This window comes from Bacillus siamensis, from assembly GCF_051628075.1.
GTDB classification, from domain to species: domain Bacteria; phylum Bacillota; class Bacilli; order Bacillales; family Bacillaceae; genus Bacillus; species Bacillus siamensis.
This window is the reverse complement of sequence record NZ_CP155579.1, coordinates 3,096,775-3,111,085: the sequence shown is the minus strand read 5'-3', so window position 1 is coordinate 3,111,085 and position 14,311 is coordinate 3,096,775. Positions and strand designations below refer to the sequence as shown.

At 45.7% G+C, this 14,311-nt stretch carries 13 protein-coding genes and 3 pseudogenes; 9 read left to right on the top strand and 7 right to left on the bottom strand.

What is annotated here, in order from left to right:
* Positions 1-13: 13 nt before the first annotated feature.
* Positions 14-830, top strand: a pseudogene (locus ABDB98_RS15345) (sporulation-delaying protein SdpB family protein); the annotation flags it as partial.
* 84 nt (positions 831-914) lie between these two features.
* Positions 915-1,505, top strand: coding sequence for a sporulation delaying protein family toxin (locus ABDB98_RS15340; protein ID WP_438420587.1), 591 nt, complete (start codon positions 915-917; stop codon positions 1,503-1,505).
* 32 nt (positions 1,506-1,537) lie between these two features.
* On the opposite strand, the gene ABDB98_RS15335 is transcribed toward ABDB98_RS15340, so the two are convergent.
* On the bottom strand, positions 1,538-2,464 hold the full coding sequence (locus ABDB98_RS15335; RefSeq protein ID WP_438420586.1) for a MerR family transcriptional regulator: 927 nt from the start codon (positions 2,462-2,464) through the stop codon (positions 1,538-1,540).
* A 193-nt stretch (positions 2,465-2,657) separates the two neighbouring features.
* On the opposite strand from ABDB98_RS15335, the gene frlB reads away from it, so the two are divergent.
* The 5 genes from frlB to ABDB98_RS15310 all read left to right on the top strand — a co-directional run bounded on the left by frlB (position 2,658) and on the right by ABDB98_RS15310 (position 7,705).
* A complete protein-coding gene (gene frlB / locus ABDB98_RS15330) occupies positions 2,658-3,644 on the top strand; it encodes a fructosamine deglycase FrlB (RefSeq protein WP_016938024.1) in 987 nt (328 codons plus the stop codon).
* Between the two features lie 80 nt (positions 3,645-3,724).
* Positions 3,725-4,993, top strand: coding sequence for an ABC transporter substrate-binding protein (locus ABDB98_RS15325; RefSeq protein WP_438420585.1), 1,269 nt, complete (start codon positions 3,725-3,727; stop codon positions 4,991-4,993).
* A gap of 56 nt (positions 4,994-5,049) precedes the next feature.
* Positions 5,050-5,928, top strand: a complete 879-nt coding sequence (locus ABDB98_RS15320) for a carbohydrate ABC transporter permease (protein ID WP_438420584.1) — start codon at positions 5,050-5,052, stop codon at positions 5,926-5,928.
* A gap of 3 nt (positions 5,929-5,931) precedes the next feature.
* Positions 5,932-6,834 (top strand): carbohydrate ABC transporter permease, encoded by a 903-nt coding sequence (locus ABDB98_RS15315; protein WP_438420583.1) that lies wholly within the window; start codon positions 5,932-5,934, stop codon positions 6,832-6,834.
* Between the two features lie 13 nt (positions 6,835-6,847).
* Complete coding sequence (locus ABDB98_RS15310) at positions 6,848-7,705, top strand: fructoselysine 6-kinase (protein WP_438420582.1); 858 nt, start codon at positions 6,848-6,850, stop codon at positions 7,703-7,705.
* Between the two features lie 24 nt (positions 7,706-7,729).
* Here the strand turns inward: ABDB98_RS15310 and frlR are convergent, their stop codons facing one another.
* Positions 7,730-8,458, bottom strand: coding sequence for a transcriptional regulator FrlR (gene frlR, locus ABDB98_RS15305; RefSeq protein ID WP_060964356.1), 729 nt, complete (start codon positions 8,456-8,458; stop codon positions 7,730-7,732).
* A gap of 180 nt (positions 8,459-8,638) precedes the next feature.
* Between frlR and ABDB98_RS15300 the strand changes: the two genes are divergently transcribed.
* The gene (locus ABDB98_RS15300; protein ID WP_438420581.1) at positions 8,639-9,742 is read left to right on the top strand and encodes an ABC transporter ATP-binding protein; all 1,104 of its coding nucleotides are present in this window, start codon (positions 8,639-8,641) and stop codon (positions 9,740-9,742) included.
* A 15-nt stretch (positions 9,743-9,757) separates the two neighbouring features.
* Positions 9,758-9,922 (top strand): annotated as a pseudogene (locus ABDB98_RS15295) (two-component sensor histidine kinase); the annotation flags it as partial.
* Positions 9,923-10,014: 92 nt separating this feature from the next.
* Here the strand turns inward: ABDB98_RS15295 and ABDB98_RS15290 are convergent.
* From ABDB98_RS15290 to ABDB98_RS15270, 5 genes and pseudogenes are all read right to left on the bottom strand, one after another.
* Positions 10,015-10,767: an ATP-binding cassette domain-containing protein gene (locus ABDB98_RS15290; RefSeq protein WP_438420580.1), complete on the bottom strand. Its 753-nt coding sequence runs from the start codon at positions 10,765-10,767 to the stop codon at positions 10,015-10,017.
* Positions 10,768-10,778: 11 nt separating this feature from the next.
* Positions 10,779-11,543, bottom strand: a complete 765-nt coding sequence (locus ABDB98_RS15285) for an ABC transporter permease subunit (RefSeq protein ID WP_438420579.1) — start codon at positions 11,541-11,543, stop codon at positions 10,779-10,781.
* Positions 11,543-12,526, bottom strand: a complete 984-nt coding sequence (locus tag ABDB98_RS15280; protein WP_438420578.1) for an aliphatic sulfonate ABC transporter substrate-binding protein — start codon at positions 12,524-12,526, stop codon at positions 11,543-11,545. The genes ABDB98_RS15285 and ABDB98_RS15280 overlap by 1 nt, the downstream gene beginning before the upstream one ends.
* A 296-nt stretch (positions 12,527-12,822) precedes the next feature.
* A pseudogene (locus tag ABDB98_RS15275) lies at positions 12,823-13,016 on the bottom strand (aldo/keto reductase); the annotation flags it as partial.
* A 37-nt stretch (positions 13,017-13,053) separates the two neighbouring features.
* A complete protein-coding gene (locus ABDB98_RS15270) occupies positions 13,054-13,920 on the bottom strand; it encodes an endonuclease I family protein (protein ID WP_438420577.1) in 867 nt (288 codons plus the stop codon).
* Between the last annotated feature and the right edge of the window lie 391 nt (positions 13,921-14,311).

The following is a 14,311-nucleotide window of genomic DNA, read 5'->3' as shown; positions in this document are numbered from 1 at the left end:
GCTCACCTTATGGATGATGAAGAATCCGCCTTGGACAAATGTGTATGGTCTTGCCAGAAGTTTAATCGCGCTCGGCACGCTTCTGACATTGCTGTTCAATCCGGCATCTGTCTTCTTTAAAACGCAAAATCAAATGCTCAGCTTTTCCGATACGTTCAGCCTGTTCTTGCTGTTTCCCGATTTCCGTTACATTGAGGTCGTCAAAGCCGTTTGTATCTGTATTTTAATTCTGGTTGTCATTGGCTGGCGGCCCCGCCTAACCGGTTTTTTTCACTGGTGGATTTCATACAGCTTCCAAAACTCCGCCGTTACCCTTGACGGGGGAGATCAGGTGGCTGCCGTCTTTACGCTGCTGCTGCTCCCCTTGACATTAACTGATCCGCGGAAATGGCACTGGTCTCCGTACGAAGCGTCTTTTGAGAAAAGGCCGCTTGAGCCTTATTACCGTTCCTTATGCTGGGCGACACTGACAATCATCAGAATACAGGTCGCGATGCTGTACTTTAACTCCGTCATTGCCAAACTGATGGAAGAAGAGTGGCAGAACGGCACCGCCGTTTATTACTATTTGAACGATCCGATGCTGGGGCTGCCGGATGCGCTTCACAGTCTGTTTGACTTTATGTTGCAGTCAAAGCTTGTCATCATCCCGACTTGGGGCACGCTCATTGTGCAAACTATTATGTTCTGCGCTTTGTTCGCTCCGAAAAAATATTGGCGCCTGATCTTGTTTATATCCATTTTTATGCATGAAATTTTTGCTGTCATGCTTGGGCTTACCTCATTTTCCATTACAGTGTCTGGTATTTTGGTCCTGTTTTTGGTGCCGGCAGAGAAAACAGTAGATTTGAACCATTACAATCCCTATTTTATCAGATACAATTTTCTCAATAAAAGGAAAAGGAGGAAATTATATGGTTAAAAGTAAAAGGTCAGCTGCCGCCATGCTGCTGGTGTTTGTTTTAATGGTCGCATTAGTCGGCCCGCATGCCACAGCGCAAACGAAGCCAGCCGTCTCTTATTCGGGTGAAGACATTTTTTCCGGCATCTTTTTTGGACAAGGTGAGGTCGCAAAGCTTCTTCCCGAGGTATGGGATACCAAAGCTGTCAAAAAGATTAATCAGGACGAATTAAAGCAAGTTTCCGATCAGGTGATCGCTGATATTAAAAAGTCATCGCCGGATTATTTTAAAAAGTTAAAAACGGCTGTCTACAGCGGCGATTATGAGAAAGTGAACAGCGTCATTGATCAAGGTTCACAGATTATGGCGAAAGTGCTGAAAGAAGAATTTGACAAAAAAAGCATGGACAAAGGAAAATCAACGGCCATCGGCCAATGCGCAACGGCAGTTTGGGTGTTTTTAAACGCGGCAGCCGCCATTGAGACGATCGCTCTTGCGGTAGCGGCCATCATTTTGACCGTAGCAAGCGTTGACGAAAATTCCGACTTAGGCAAAGAGCAGCTCATCGCTCATGTCGTGGACCGCATTAATGCGCAGCACTGAAGCTGAAGAAAGAAACGCTAAGGAAATCGGCCTTAGCGTTTTTTTATTTGCAGCATCTTTTTTAAATATGCCTCTGAATCAAAGCCGAGCTCCTCGTCGGCTTCTTTTTTCAGTTCAAGCTGAAGGCGCACGTATTTGTCATAGGTCGGACTGAGCTTTTGAAGGAGATTGCTGAAAGGCGAACCTGCCTTAAGTGCCGGCAGATCCGAAGCGGATTCCCCGACCTTGATCAGGTTTTCTCTGTATTCTTCATCTGTCTGCACTCTTTTTACGAGCTGAATGATTGTGTTTTTATGAGTGTCCCAAGTAGCGGGGTCTCTCTCCAAAATCCGCTCGATGAATTGGTCATGCTGGGCTTTGTGCTGCTGGAGCTGAGCCGGATCCTCGCTGCCGACCAGTTGCATCATCGGGTGTGCGGCCGGCACTTCTTCCATATCATCCAATACTTTAATAAGCTCCGCCCATGTCGTTTTTTTCTCATCTGTATCAATAGAAAAGTCGAGGAACGGTTCAAACAGCGCGGCGATAAATTTTCCGAAATCTCCCGGGAACAGTTTTTTCAGCTGAAGCCCCATATACTTCGGTTCGTCTATTTGGACTTCGCCGATGTCATGTAAAATGGAATCGACATTTTCTGCACCCTCCACGCGTTTGAGCAGCAGTTCGGTGAGTTTCCGTTCCTGCTCAAGCCCTTCAATCTGCCGGCTGAGCTTTTGATGCTGCTGCTGCAGTATCTCATGCAGGCTGCTGCCCTCTAAGAGGAACGCTTTAATATCGCTTACGGAAAGTGCCAGCATTCGGAGGGCGGCAATCATTTTCAGTGTATTTACATCCTTTGCGGAATACTCACGGTATCCGTTATCAGGGTTTTTGCTGACGGTGATTAAACCTTCCTGCTCGTAATATTTGATGGCTTTTTTCGTGAGACCCGTCTGCCGGGCGGCTTCTTTTATATTCATTCTGCATCACTCCCTGCTTTTATTCTAAACGTGTCTCTAAGGGTCAGGTCAAGAGAGTGCGGGAATTAAGGCGATCTCGCTTTATATTTTAGAAATTTCAGAAAATATAATTGACAACACACCTTTATTGCGATTAATATAACAATATATAATGTTATATAACGTTATATAATAAAAATAAGGAGTGAAGGATTTGAGTCAGGCCACAGCAAAAGTAAATCGTGAGGTTCAAGCTTTCTTGCAGGATTTGAAAGGGAAAACCATTGACCATGTCTTCTTTGTCGCTTGCGGAGGGTCTTCGGCCATTATGTATCCGAGTAAATATGTGTTTGACAGGGAGTCAAAATCAATCAGCTCAGACCTTTACAGCTCAAACGAATTTATTCAGCGCAACCCTGTTCAGCTTGGTGAAAAGTCTCTTGTTATTTTGTGCTCGCATTCGGGAAATACCCCGGAAACAGTTAAAGCTGCCGCGTTTGCAAGGGGCAAAGGCGCGCTTACGATTGCGATGACGTATAAACCGGAGTCTCCTTTAGCACAGGAAGCGCAATATGTTGCCCAGTACGATTGGGGTGATGAGGCGCTTGCGATCAATACGAACTATGGCGTTTTGTATCAAATCGTTTTCGGCACCCTGCAAGTTTTAGAAAAAAACACGAAATTTGAGCAGGCCATTGAAGGCTTAGACCAATTACAGGCTGTGTATGAAGGAGCCCTTAAGCAGGAAGCTGACAACGCACAGCAATTCGCAAAAGCTCATGAAAAAGAAAGCATCATTTACACAATGGCAAGCGGTGCAAACTACGGTGTCGCTTACTCCTACAGCATCTGCATTCTCATGGAAATGCAATGGATTCATTCCCACGCCATTCATGCCGGAGAATATTTTCACGGACCGTTCGAAATCATTGATGAATCCGTTCCATTTATTATCCTGCTCGGCTTAGACGAAACAAGACCTCTTGAAGAGCGGGCGCTTTCCTTCTCGAAAAAGTATGGCAGAAAGCTCACTGTGCTTGATGCCGCATCCTACGATTTCACTGCAATTGACGATTCAGTTAAAGGCTATCTTGCCCCGCTTGTCCTCAACCGTGTGCTGAGAAGCTATGCAGACGAACTGGCAGAGGCGAGAAATCATCCTTTATCTCATAGAAGATACATGTGGAAAGTTGAGTATTGATCTGAAAATGAGGAACCATTATGCACTAGACTATAATGTTATATAACATTATAGTCTAGTGTCCAGAGGAGGCCAACCCTTTGAAGAAAATGTTGTTGTTCTTGATCATTGCAGCTGTCAGTTTGCTCACCATTGCAGGCTGTTCGAGTCAGAGCAGTTCAGCGGACGGAAAGGTGACATTGAAATTTTTCCACAGATGGCCGAAGGAGCCGGAAAAAAGTTACTTTCAAGAGGTTGTAAAGGAATTTGAAAAAAAGCACCCGGATATCGACATTCAAATTGAATCCGTTTTGAATGACTCCTATAAAGACAAAATTAAGGTTATGCTGGGAACCACCAGTCCTCCAGACATTTACTTCTCTTGGAGCGACGAGTTTGCTTTTAAATTCATTAAAGGCAATAAAGCACTTGATCTCTCGTCCTACTACAAAAATGATACCGATTGGTCATCACAGCTCGTTCAATCGCAAATTACACCGTTTACTTATGAAAACAAGCAATATGGCGTGCCATGGCAAATGGACGCTAAATCATTCTTCTATAATAAAGACATTTTTCAAAAACTGAACCTTAATCCGCCGAAGACATGGGACGAATTAATCGATGTGTCAAAGAAGCTGAAAGCACATGGCTACACACCGATCAGCTTCGGCACAAAGGCAACTTGGACAATCTCGCACTATATCGGCACGCTCAATCAGCGGATGGTCGATGAAAAAACCCGGGAAAAGGACTATAACGCCAAAACAGGTGAATTTACCGATGAAGGCTATGTAAAAGCACTTGAAAAGCTTCAGGAGCTGATGCCTTACTTCAATAAACATGTAAACTCCGTCGACCACGAATATGTAAGGCAGCAATTTAAGAGCGGAAAGTCGGCGATGATATATGCGGAAACCGCGGAGATCAAGCTGGTTGAACCGGTGAATCTGGGGATGTTCCCATTCCCTGAAATCAGCGGGCAAAAAGGATCTTCAGAAGCGTTAACGGGAGCGCCGGAAGGATTCATGATTTCCTCAAAAACAAAACATCCGAAGGAAGCGGTGGAATTTTTGCAGTTTCTGACGTCGAAGAAAATGGGGGAAAAGCTCGTCAAAGATGTCGGAAAATACAGTGCGGTGCAAGGAACGGCAACTGAAGAAAATTCTACAGCCGTCCAGCGTGAAGCCGTTCAGCATATTGTTGATGCGAAATCAATGGTTCCATGGTTTGATATGGATGTCGATGTTGAAGTCGCAGATGCGTACCTAACGAGCGTCCAGCAAATGCTTGGCGGCGACATGACACCGGAGCAGGTGATGAAGACCGTTCAAAAAGCAGCGAAGCAAGTGAGGGCGCAAGCTGAATAAATCAAGAAAAGGTGAAGCTTCGCACCTTTTCTTTTTATAAAGGAGATGAGATATCCTTGGTCAATCAGAATAAAATAATCCCCTATTTGTTTTTGGTGCCCGCTCTCGTTTTTTTACTTTTCGTTTATATCCCGATTTTTGAGAATGTCTTCCTCAGCTTGTTTCAGTGGAGCTCTTTTTCTCCGGAAAAAACGTTTATCGGCTTGAAAAACTATGTGGAACTGCTTCATGATCCTGTCTTCTACCGGGCGCTTTCCAATAATGTGCTTTACGCCGTGATCTCCATTGTATGCCAGGTATTTGGCGGTTTGATTTTGGCGGCGGTGCTTGAGGATAAGCTGGTCAGAAAATGGTCGCCGTTTTTTCGCACCGTTTTCTTTTTGCCGGTCGTCATCTCTATGACGGTGATCGCGCTTTTGTTTGATTTTATTTACAACCCTGAGACGGGGCTTTTGAATCAGCTGCTTCAGGCGGCAGGTCTTGATCAGCTGACGAGGGCTTGGCTTGGGGAGGACAGCACGGCTATGCTTTCTGTTATTTTCGTGTCTCAATGGCAATCTGTCGGTTATATTGCGATGCTGTATATTGTGTCGATCCAAAAAATACCGGATGAACTGTATGAAGCGGCCCGGCTTGACGGGGCGGGAAAAATTCAGCAGTTTTTTCACATTACCGTTCCCCAGACGAAAGAGATGTCTTTTGTGGCGGTCGTCATGACGCTGACCGGGGCTTTTACGGTATTTAATGAACCGTACATCTTGACAGGCGGCGGGCCGGGCAACGCTTCAGAAGTTTTAAGCACGTTTTTATATAAAAGCGCCTTTACAAAGGATATGATGGGCTATGCCTCAGCGATTGCCACCGTTGTGTTAATCATTACCCTCGTATTGTCGCTCATGCAAATGAAGTTCTTTAAAACCGGAAAGGAGGATTAACAGATGCTGCCCCAGAAGAAGACAGATTCGTTCAGATTGGAGCCTGTGCCTGACCGGCGCATTGAGGAGAAAAGAAAGCCTAGACGAAAATGGTACATCGGAGAAACGTCTGTGTGGGTTTTTCTGTTTCTTTATCTGATTGCGATCGCCTACCCGCTTCTATGGATGGTGATGAGTGCTTTTAAAAACTCGGATGATATTTTTGAGCACAGCTGGTCGCTGCCGTCTTCGTGGCATCCGGAGAACTTTGTGTCGGCCTGGAATCAGGGGATTTCTTCTTATTTTATGAACAGTGTCATTGTCACGGCGCTGACGTGTGTGATCACTGTCTTTATCAGTGCATGGGCGGCGTATGGACTTTCCCGTTTTGAGTTTAAAGGAAAAGGATTCTTTTTGGTGCTGTGTCTTGGCGGATTGATGCTGACACCGCAGGTCAGTCTTGTGCCGCTTTATTCTATTATTCAGTCGCTTGGCCTGTACAATACGTATTGGGCGTTGATCCTCCCGTATGCGGCTTACCGGATTCCATTCACCATCATTTTGATCCGCTCTTATTTTCTTTCTATTTCAAAAGAATTGGAGGAGGCGGCTTATTTAGATGGGTGTTCAAGTTTTGGAGTATTTTTCAGAATTTTCTTACCAATGAGTGTGCCGATCTTGGTCACCTCCGGCATTTTGACGGCTTACCATACGTGGAATGAGTTTATGTTTGCGATTATTTTCATAGATGATGAGAATTTGCGGACCATTCCAGCCGGACTGATGCAGTTCAGAGACGCGCTGCAGACAGATTGGGGCGTCCTGCTGGCGGGGTTAACGATTTCAGCAGCGCCGATTATCATTCTATTTTTATTGATGCAGAAGTATTTTGTCCGCGGGATTGCAAGCGGAAGTGTAAAAGGTTAAAGGGGGAAGAAAAATGAAATTGATTGCGGTCGGAGATAACGTTGTCGATTACTATAAGGATCAAGAAACGTTTTACCCGGGAGGAAATGCCTTGAACGTCGCTGTGCTTGCCAAACGGCTCGGGCACGTGGCTTCTTATATCGGAATTGTCGGCAATGACGAAGCTGCGGCACATCTTTTGAACGTACTGAAAGTAGAGAAGGTTAATGCGGATTACATCCGCCAAGCGCACGGAGAAAACGGAATGGCCATTGTCACCCTTGATGAACAGGGGGACCGGATTTTTGTCAGGTCAAATAAAGGCGGCATTCAGTCCCGGCTCCGGCTCGTGTTCCAGGAGAAAGATCTCGCCTTTATCAGCGGGCATGATCTGCTGCATACCAGTGTGTACAGCCGGCTTGAGAACGATCTTCCGCAGCTGTGCGGGCTGATCCCGGTCTCTTTTGATTTTTCAACCAATCGGGAGGATGATTATTTGAGAAAGGTCTGTCCTTATGTGACGTATGCGTTTTTTTCAGGAAGCGATTTGAGTAAGTCAGAGTGCGGTGCGCTTATTGAAAAAGCACATGGGTACGGAGCCAAATTCGTTTGTCTGACCCGCGGGAGCCAGGGAGCGATCCTGTCTGCGGGAGACCGAATCTATCATCAGCCGATTGTGGAAATTGATATAATAGATACACTTGGAGCGGGAGATTCTTTTATCGCTGGTTTTTTGACTGCCTTTTGTGAGAAGCAGGACATAACGCCTGCTTTGCGCCAAGCGGCGGAAACGGCTGCGAAAACTTGCAGCGTGTACGGGGCTTTCGGCTATGGCCATCCTTATCGCTTGGAGGATGACGGGGGAAGCAGTGAAAAAACGAGAATACTGTAAGCAGTGTCTCGTTTTTTATGCCTATTAAGTGTAGGGGCTGTTGATGGTAAAGGTGACACGGTTTGTGTGCATCAAAAACAATGAGCAGTAGATTGGCTGGTCATTTGATGTAAAAGCCGTTTTATCAATTTCAAACAGCGCATCGCCGATATCGCAATCCAGGTATTTGCTTTCCTCCTGCTGGGCATATACGACATTTAATAGCTTCGTATTGTGAGTCGGAACAACTTGGTATTGCTGTTTCAAAATATCATGCATGGATACGCCGTCAGCAATAAACGTATCAATAGTGGGAAACAGATCCAGCGGATAATGTGTCACTTCAAAGGTGAGCGGCTGGTCATCGTTATATAAAATCCGTTTTAGTTCAACGACAGGGCTCTCGGGATTGATTTGAAGCTTCTCAGCAATGAGGTTTGCCGCCGGAATGATCTCATGGGACAGCACATGGTGCTTCGGTTTTTTTCCGGTTGATTCCATAAATTCCGAGTAGCCGTTTACTGCAATCAGCTCCCGTTTTAATTTAGGGCTTTTAACGAACGTTCCTTTTCCCTGCTGCCTGATCAGATAGCCTTCTTCGACTAAATCGAGAATGGCTTTCCTGACGGTAATGCGGCTGACATTATACTTGCTGCAAAGCTCGTTTTCAGTAGGCAGCTTGGCGGCGGGAGAATACACGCCCTTTTTGATATCATCAGTGATGATTTGTTTCAGCTGAATGTATAAAGGTGTAGAACTTCCATTGTTTAACAAAAGGTAGCCTCCTTTTAACCTGTTATTCATATTATAATGTAATATGACGTTATAATACAAATTCGCATTTATTATTTTAGGAATATAGCAAAAATAGGAATTGATTATTTTAAAAATAACAGAAAGACCGAGTTGTTTCCAGTGACGAAATAACAGATGAAAAGATAGGGGGAATGTCTGATGGCTTCATTAACATTTGAACATGTCAAAAAATCATATCACTCACAATTAACGGTGAAGGACTTTGATTTAAATGTAAAGGATAAGGAGCTTTTGGTGCTGGTGGGGCCGTCAGGATGCGGAAAATCGACCACGCTGCGGATGGTGGCGGGACTGGAAAGCATCTCTGAAGGAAACCTTCTCATTGATGGGGAGCGGGTCAATGATCTCCCTCCGAAAGAACGTGATATCGCAATGGTATTCCAAAACTATGCGCTTTATCCGCATATGACGGTTTTTGATAATATGGCGTTCGGATTAAAGCTCAGAAAAATGTCCAAACAGGAAATCACCGAGCGGGTTCATGCGGCAGCTCAAATTTTAGAGATTGAGCATTTGCTGAAGAGGAAACCGAAGGCGCTCTCCGGCGGGCAGCGGCAAAGGGTGGCGCTGGGCAGATCGATTGTGAGGGAGCCGAAGGTCTTTTTAATGGACGAGCCGCTTTCCAATTTGGATGCGAAGCTGAGAGTGACGATGCGTACAGAAATCAGCAAGCTGCACCAGCGTTTAGAGGCCACCATCATTTATGTCACACATGACCAGACCGAAGCGATGACAATGGGCGATCGGATTGTCGTGATGAATGAAGGAGAAATCCAGCAGGTGGCGAAACCTCATGACATTTATCATTATCCGGCAAATCTGTTTGTCGCAGGTTTCATCGGCTCTCCCGGAATGAACTTTTTGAAAGGCGTCATAGAAGAGCAGCATGGCGAGCTGTTTTTCACAAATCCTTCGATCCGGCTTCACATTCCTGAAGAAAAAGCAAAGCGGCTTAGAGAAAAGGGCTACGCCGGAGAACAGATGATTGCCGGCATCCGGCCGGAGCATATCACACACATGACAGGGAATGAACAGCTGTTTGATTCAGTGTGTAAAGCGAAGGTGGAAGTGAATGAAAATCTGGGATCGGAGCTGATTGTCCATGTCACAAGCGGGGACGAGCGGCTGACGGTGCGCCTGGATGGGAACACGCGAATTGCCGCAGGCGATTCGATTCAGCTGGCAGTGAAAATGGATCACGCCGTCTTTTTCGATGCGGAGACGGAAGAGGCTGTGTATTAGGAAAGGTGCTCCTAAAAAGGAGCACCTCAGATTGGGGAACTGATCAAGTCGGTAATGTTAATTGAAAGAACAACATACCGCGAACTGGAACTCAAACAGCAAAAGGAACTCCTGCATAAAGTAAAGCATGATATGAATACACCTTTAACTGCTGTCAGACTGCACTTATTTTGCTTAGAAGAGTTTGCGAATTCATATATTGTAAAGGCAGAAAAAGCTGACAAGTGATTCCGTCAGCTTTCTCTTGAATGTCAGGCTGCATCATCCCGTTGTCATGTCCGCTGAAGAATTCGATGCAAGATCTCATGTTCAATCTGAATGAGTGTGCTGTCGGACAAGGAGCGAGGGCGTTTGGCGCGGATCGGGATGTCGAAACTGATTTCTCCGTCTTCGATCATGATGACGCGGTCAGAAAGGCGGACCGCTTCCTGCACATCGTGTGTGACGAGCACAGCTGTAAATCCATTTTGTTTCCATAGCTTTTCTATCAATTGCTGCATGTCGAGACGGGTGAGGGCATCCAATGCGCTGAGCGGTTCATCCAGCAGAAGAAGGGACGGCTTTCTGATGAGAGCACGAGCAAGGGCAACCCTTTGCTGCTGTCCGCCTGACAGCTTATACGGCCATGCGTGGCGGTAATTCCACAATCCGACTGCTTTCAGCACTTCCTCTGCTTTTTTTGTCCGCTCTTTCGGCAGCCCGATTAATACATTATCGATGACCTTTTTCCATGGCAGCAGCCGTGAATCCTGATACATCATTGTGGTGCTGTTCTCATCTGTGCCGCTGAATGTCAGTTGGCCTGAGCTCGTTTGTTCTAACTGGGCCAGAATGCGGAGCAATGTGCTTTTTCCGCTCCCGCTTTTTCCGACGATGGCCGTGAATCTGCCTTGTTCAATTGTCAAAGAAATGTCTTTTAAGACTTGTGTGCCGCCGAATTGTTTGCTGACATGGTCCAATTTAATTTGGGCCGCTTGCTCATTTGCTTGGTTATACAACTCTATTTTCTGAGAGGGCTGTGCCATTTTTTTCACTCCTATCCTTGCTTTTGATAATTAGGATGCCATTTAAGCGCATAGCGCTCACCGATATGAGCAATGATGTCGGCTGCTTTTCCTAATAAGGCGTAGACTAAAATGCTGACGATAATGACATCCGTCTGCATAAATTGACGTGCATTCATGGCAAGGTAGCCAATTCCGTTGCTTGTGGCGATTGTTTCAGAAACGATTAAGGTCAGCCACATAACGCCGAGCGCATAACGAAAGCCGACGAATATAGAAGGAAGAGCGGAAGGGAAATAAATTTGTTTGAATAATTGAAAACCGCGTAAGCCGTACATTTTCCCCATTTCAATATGTTCGCGGTTCACGTTCCGAATGCCATGGAGCGTATTAATATAGACGGGAAACATGACGCCAAGCGCGACGAGAAATACTTTCGGAGCTTCGCCGATTCCAAGCCAGACAATAACAAGCGGCAAAAGGGCAAAGTGCGGAATGTTCCGGATCATTTGGATGGTTGTATCTAGCAGACGGAAGGAAAGCGCTGACCAGCCGTTGATAATACCGAGGACAAAGCCGATCAGTCCGCCAATCAATAATCCGCTCAGTGCACGCGCTAAACTGATTTGTAAATGCAGAGAAAGCGCTCCATTTGTGATGAGCTCCCACAATGCTTTTAAAACAGATAGCGGAGAAGGAAAAAGACCCTCTGATAATACATGTGAGGAAGAAAATAATTGCCAAACGATTAGAATAAAAATCGGCACCAGCCAGGGAAGTACACTTTTTCTCATCATCATTCGCCTCCTTTACTTTCTTTTAAAACAGGCTTCCGCAAAGGATCGAGAGGCATGATGTCAGAAACGCGGATCGGGTCTTTTATTAATCCGAGCTGATAGTAGTCATCTGCCTGCTGCTGCTGGGCGGATATGATGTCTTTCGTCAGCGTATTCACGCCGTAGTTTTTTCGCTTTGTCGCCCGTTTCAAGATATTAGACTGAATACCGGTCAGAGTCGCGATACGGCTGGCGATTTCGTTTTGATGTGTGCTGGCATATCGGTCTGAGCGGTCAGTCTCCTCTAATATAGATTTGACCAGATCGGGGTGTTCGCGTACGAATTGCGGTGCAGCATAGTAAAACGTTCGATTCGGATAAGCCGCAACATGATGGGAGAGAGTTCTCACATGTCCATTTTCTTCGACTCCGGCGAGGAACGGATCGTACGTTGCAAAAGCATCGACTTCACCCGATTCCAGAGCAGCCCTGCCTTGGGCGGCATCCGATACGAAAGCCCATTTGACATCGTGCTGGGTTAACCCGGCGGCTTTCAAAGCCAAGAGAGCGAGGTAATGGTGATTTCCCCCTTTATTCGCGGCTATCATTTTCCCTTTTAAATCAGCAAAGGATTGAATGGGGCTATTCTCTTTTACGACCACACCGACACCTGATAAATTTGGCGGACTCGCACCCACGTAAACAATGTGTTTGCCGGAGCTTTGCGCAAAAATACCTGATCCGTCAGCGGCATTGCCGTAATCAATCTTTCCGGCAGCCAACGCCTCCAATAAAGCCCCGCCGCCTTCAAATTCAATCCATTCAATTTTCTCGTGTGGTAATCGTTTTTCTAAATAGCGGCTTTCTTTTAAAAGGTGCAGCGTATTTCCTTTTTGGAATCCGATTCGAATGGGCTGCTTTCCATTTGTTTCATTGGCTGTACATGCAGTGAGGCTTAAAAAAGCAGCTATGATTATGAGAGTGCAGACCCTTTTTCGCTTCATCAGAATGGCCACCTTCCTTCACAGATTCATTCCTTACTATTTTTATAGGATTATATGTATTTGAAGGTGTAATGTCAATCCTGTAAAGGAAATGATTTGAAAAAACACAAAAAAAGACCCGAGGGGGTCTTTTTTTAAACAGTCTGACTCTATAAGGATGGTGAAACCGCGTCCCTCCGTTTAATGTAACGGCAAGTGAGAGACTTAAAATCAGCAGGGCAGCTGTGATTACGGGATAATTAATTCGCTGAAAAGGACGGCCGCTATACCACGTTCTTTATTGAGTATTACTTCTCTTAAAACTCCTCATACTCCGCGCGGGTAAACGAATCGATGATCTTCATGTCGTTTTCTTCAAGGGAGAAATCAAAAACAGAGATATTTTCAAGCTGGCGGTCTAGTGATGCTGATTTTGGAATCGGGACAGCGCCGAGCTGAATATGCCAGCGTAAGATCATTTAGAGATTGTTTTATGCTTTTCTGCAATTTGCTCATGCTGAAGATGTCTTTTCAGGAGCACCTTTTACTTACGGCCAGATGTCGCCGGCCCATTCAGGGTGGTCGATAAATGGATTGCGGTTGTGCTGGTATTTCTCATAAATGATTTCATTTCTTTTTCGCTCACGGTCGTCAACCGGGTCCTGTTTATTCCAGTCGAGCAGGACAGATTGTTTGCCGATATAAGGAGCCGAGCCGTTGCCTGTCTTATTATTAAGCTCAAGGTCAGGATAGCCGTCATCACCTTCGTAGCGGACAGCCATGTAAAACAGCATGCGGGCAATATCGCCTTTCACATCATCGCGGGGTTCCCATGAATCGCCATCATAATAATTTCCGGGTGCCTTCTTATATTCAGTACCGCCATTGTCAAAATCCATATTTCCTCTGGCGCTGTTAACTTGGACATCAGCCGGGCGCAAATGGTGAATATCAGTTCCGGGTCCCTTGCCCGTACCAAAATTGCCATGGGATTTCGCCCAGACGTGCTCGCGGTTCCAATCGCCGACATTGCCGCCATTCAAGTTTTTGGACCGTGATTCATTCGTATAGAGCAGGATGACGTTATTCGGATTTGCCGGATCTTCATCGGTTTCTTTCAGTGCGTTCCACACTTCGCTGTAGGACAGCATCGTGTGTCCGCTGATGATGCGGTGCAGGGCGCTTTTTAGCGATTTCCCTGTTTTTCCGTCAGCCCCTTCATAATAGGTGTCAATGTCAGTATAAGGTGCTGCGGGTGCGGCTAATGAGAGAAGGCTCATTTTTCCTGAAGGGGAAGACGCCAATCGGTCATTCAGGCTTAATGCGGTTTGCACGCTTGCTGAAGCTGCCGGCGCAAACCATCCGGAAATCAGTAATACACAGACGAACGGCAGAAACCATGCTTTTTTTGTCATCGCTTGCCCTCCTTTTATCAGATCATATCTATTATCTAAAATTGATATAAAGGATAGAAGTGTCATTTTGTATATTTTTCATTAAAATTGTAAATTGGTTCCTTTGGGGGATATCCTGAGACCCGGTTTTTGCTTCAGTTGGGAGATGGCAAGCTGCCGGCATTTCTGTTTTCATCCGTCCCGCGCTCTGCGCATCGTTTCTCCGCAAGCTTGGCTTGTTCATATGAAAGGTTTTTTGTCCTCTTTTTCCTCTCGCTGGTTCCTTCATCCATTGCGGCTGATTACTGTGTTTTCTGTGGGTTTTACATGAGATACTGTGACCAAAAAATAAACGTTTTTTTGGTTAATCTGTCAATGAACTGTCGTGTTCCTCCTTCTATAATGAAGTCAC

Excerpts from the sequence above, each read along its gene's own strand:
- ABDB98_RS15340 (WP_438420587.1), top strand. The coding sequence starts at position 915 with ATGGTTAAAAGTAAAAGGTCAGCTGCCGCCATGCTGCTGGTGTTTGTT.
- ABDB98_RS15335 (WP_438420586.1), bottom strand. The coding sequence starts at position 2,464 with ATGAATATAAAAGAAGCCGCCCGGCAGACGGGTCTCACGAAAAAAGCC.
- ABDB98_RS15315 (WP_438420583.1), top strand. The coding sequence starts at position 5,932 with ATGCTGCCCCAGAAGAAGACAGATTCGTTCAGATTGGAGCCTGTGCCT.
- ABDB98_RS15310 (WP_438420582.1), top strand. The coding sequence starts at position 6,848 with ATGAAATTGATTGCGGTCGGAGATAACGTTGTCGATTACTATAAGGAT.
- ABDB98_RS15300 (WP_438420581.1), top strand. The coding sequence starts at position 8,639 with ATGGCTTCATTAACATTTGAACATGTCAAAAAATCATATCACTCACAA.
- ABDB98_RS15290 (WP_438420580.1), bottom strand. The coding sequence starts at position 10,767 with ATGGCACAGCCCTCTCAGAAAATAGAGTTGTATAACCAAGCAAATGAG.
- ABDB98_RS15285 (WP_438420579.1), bottom strand. The coding sequence starts at position 11,543 with ATGATGAGAAAAAGTGTACTTCCCTGGCTGGTGCCGATTTTTATTCTA.
- ABDB98_RS15280 (WP_438420578.1), bottom strand. The coding sequence starts at position 12,526 with ATGAAGCGAAAAAGGGTCTGCACTCTCATAATCATAGCTGCTTTTTTA.
- ABDB98_RS15270 (WP_438420577.1), bottom strand. The coding sequence starts at position 13,920 with ATGACAAAAAAAGCATGGTTTCTGCCGTTCGTCTGTGTATTACTGATT.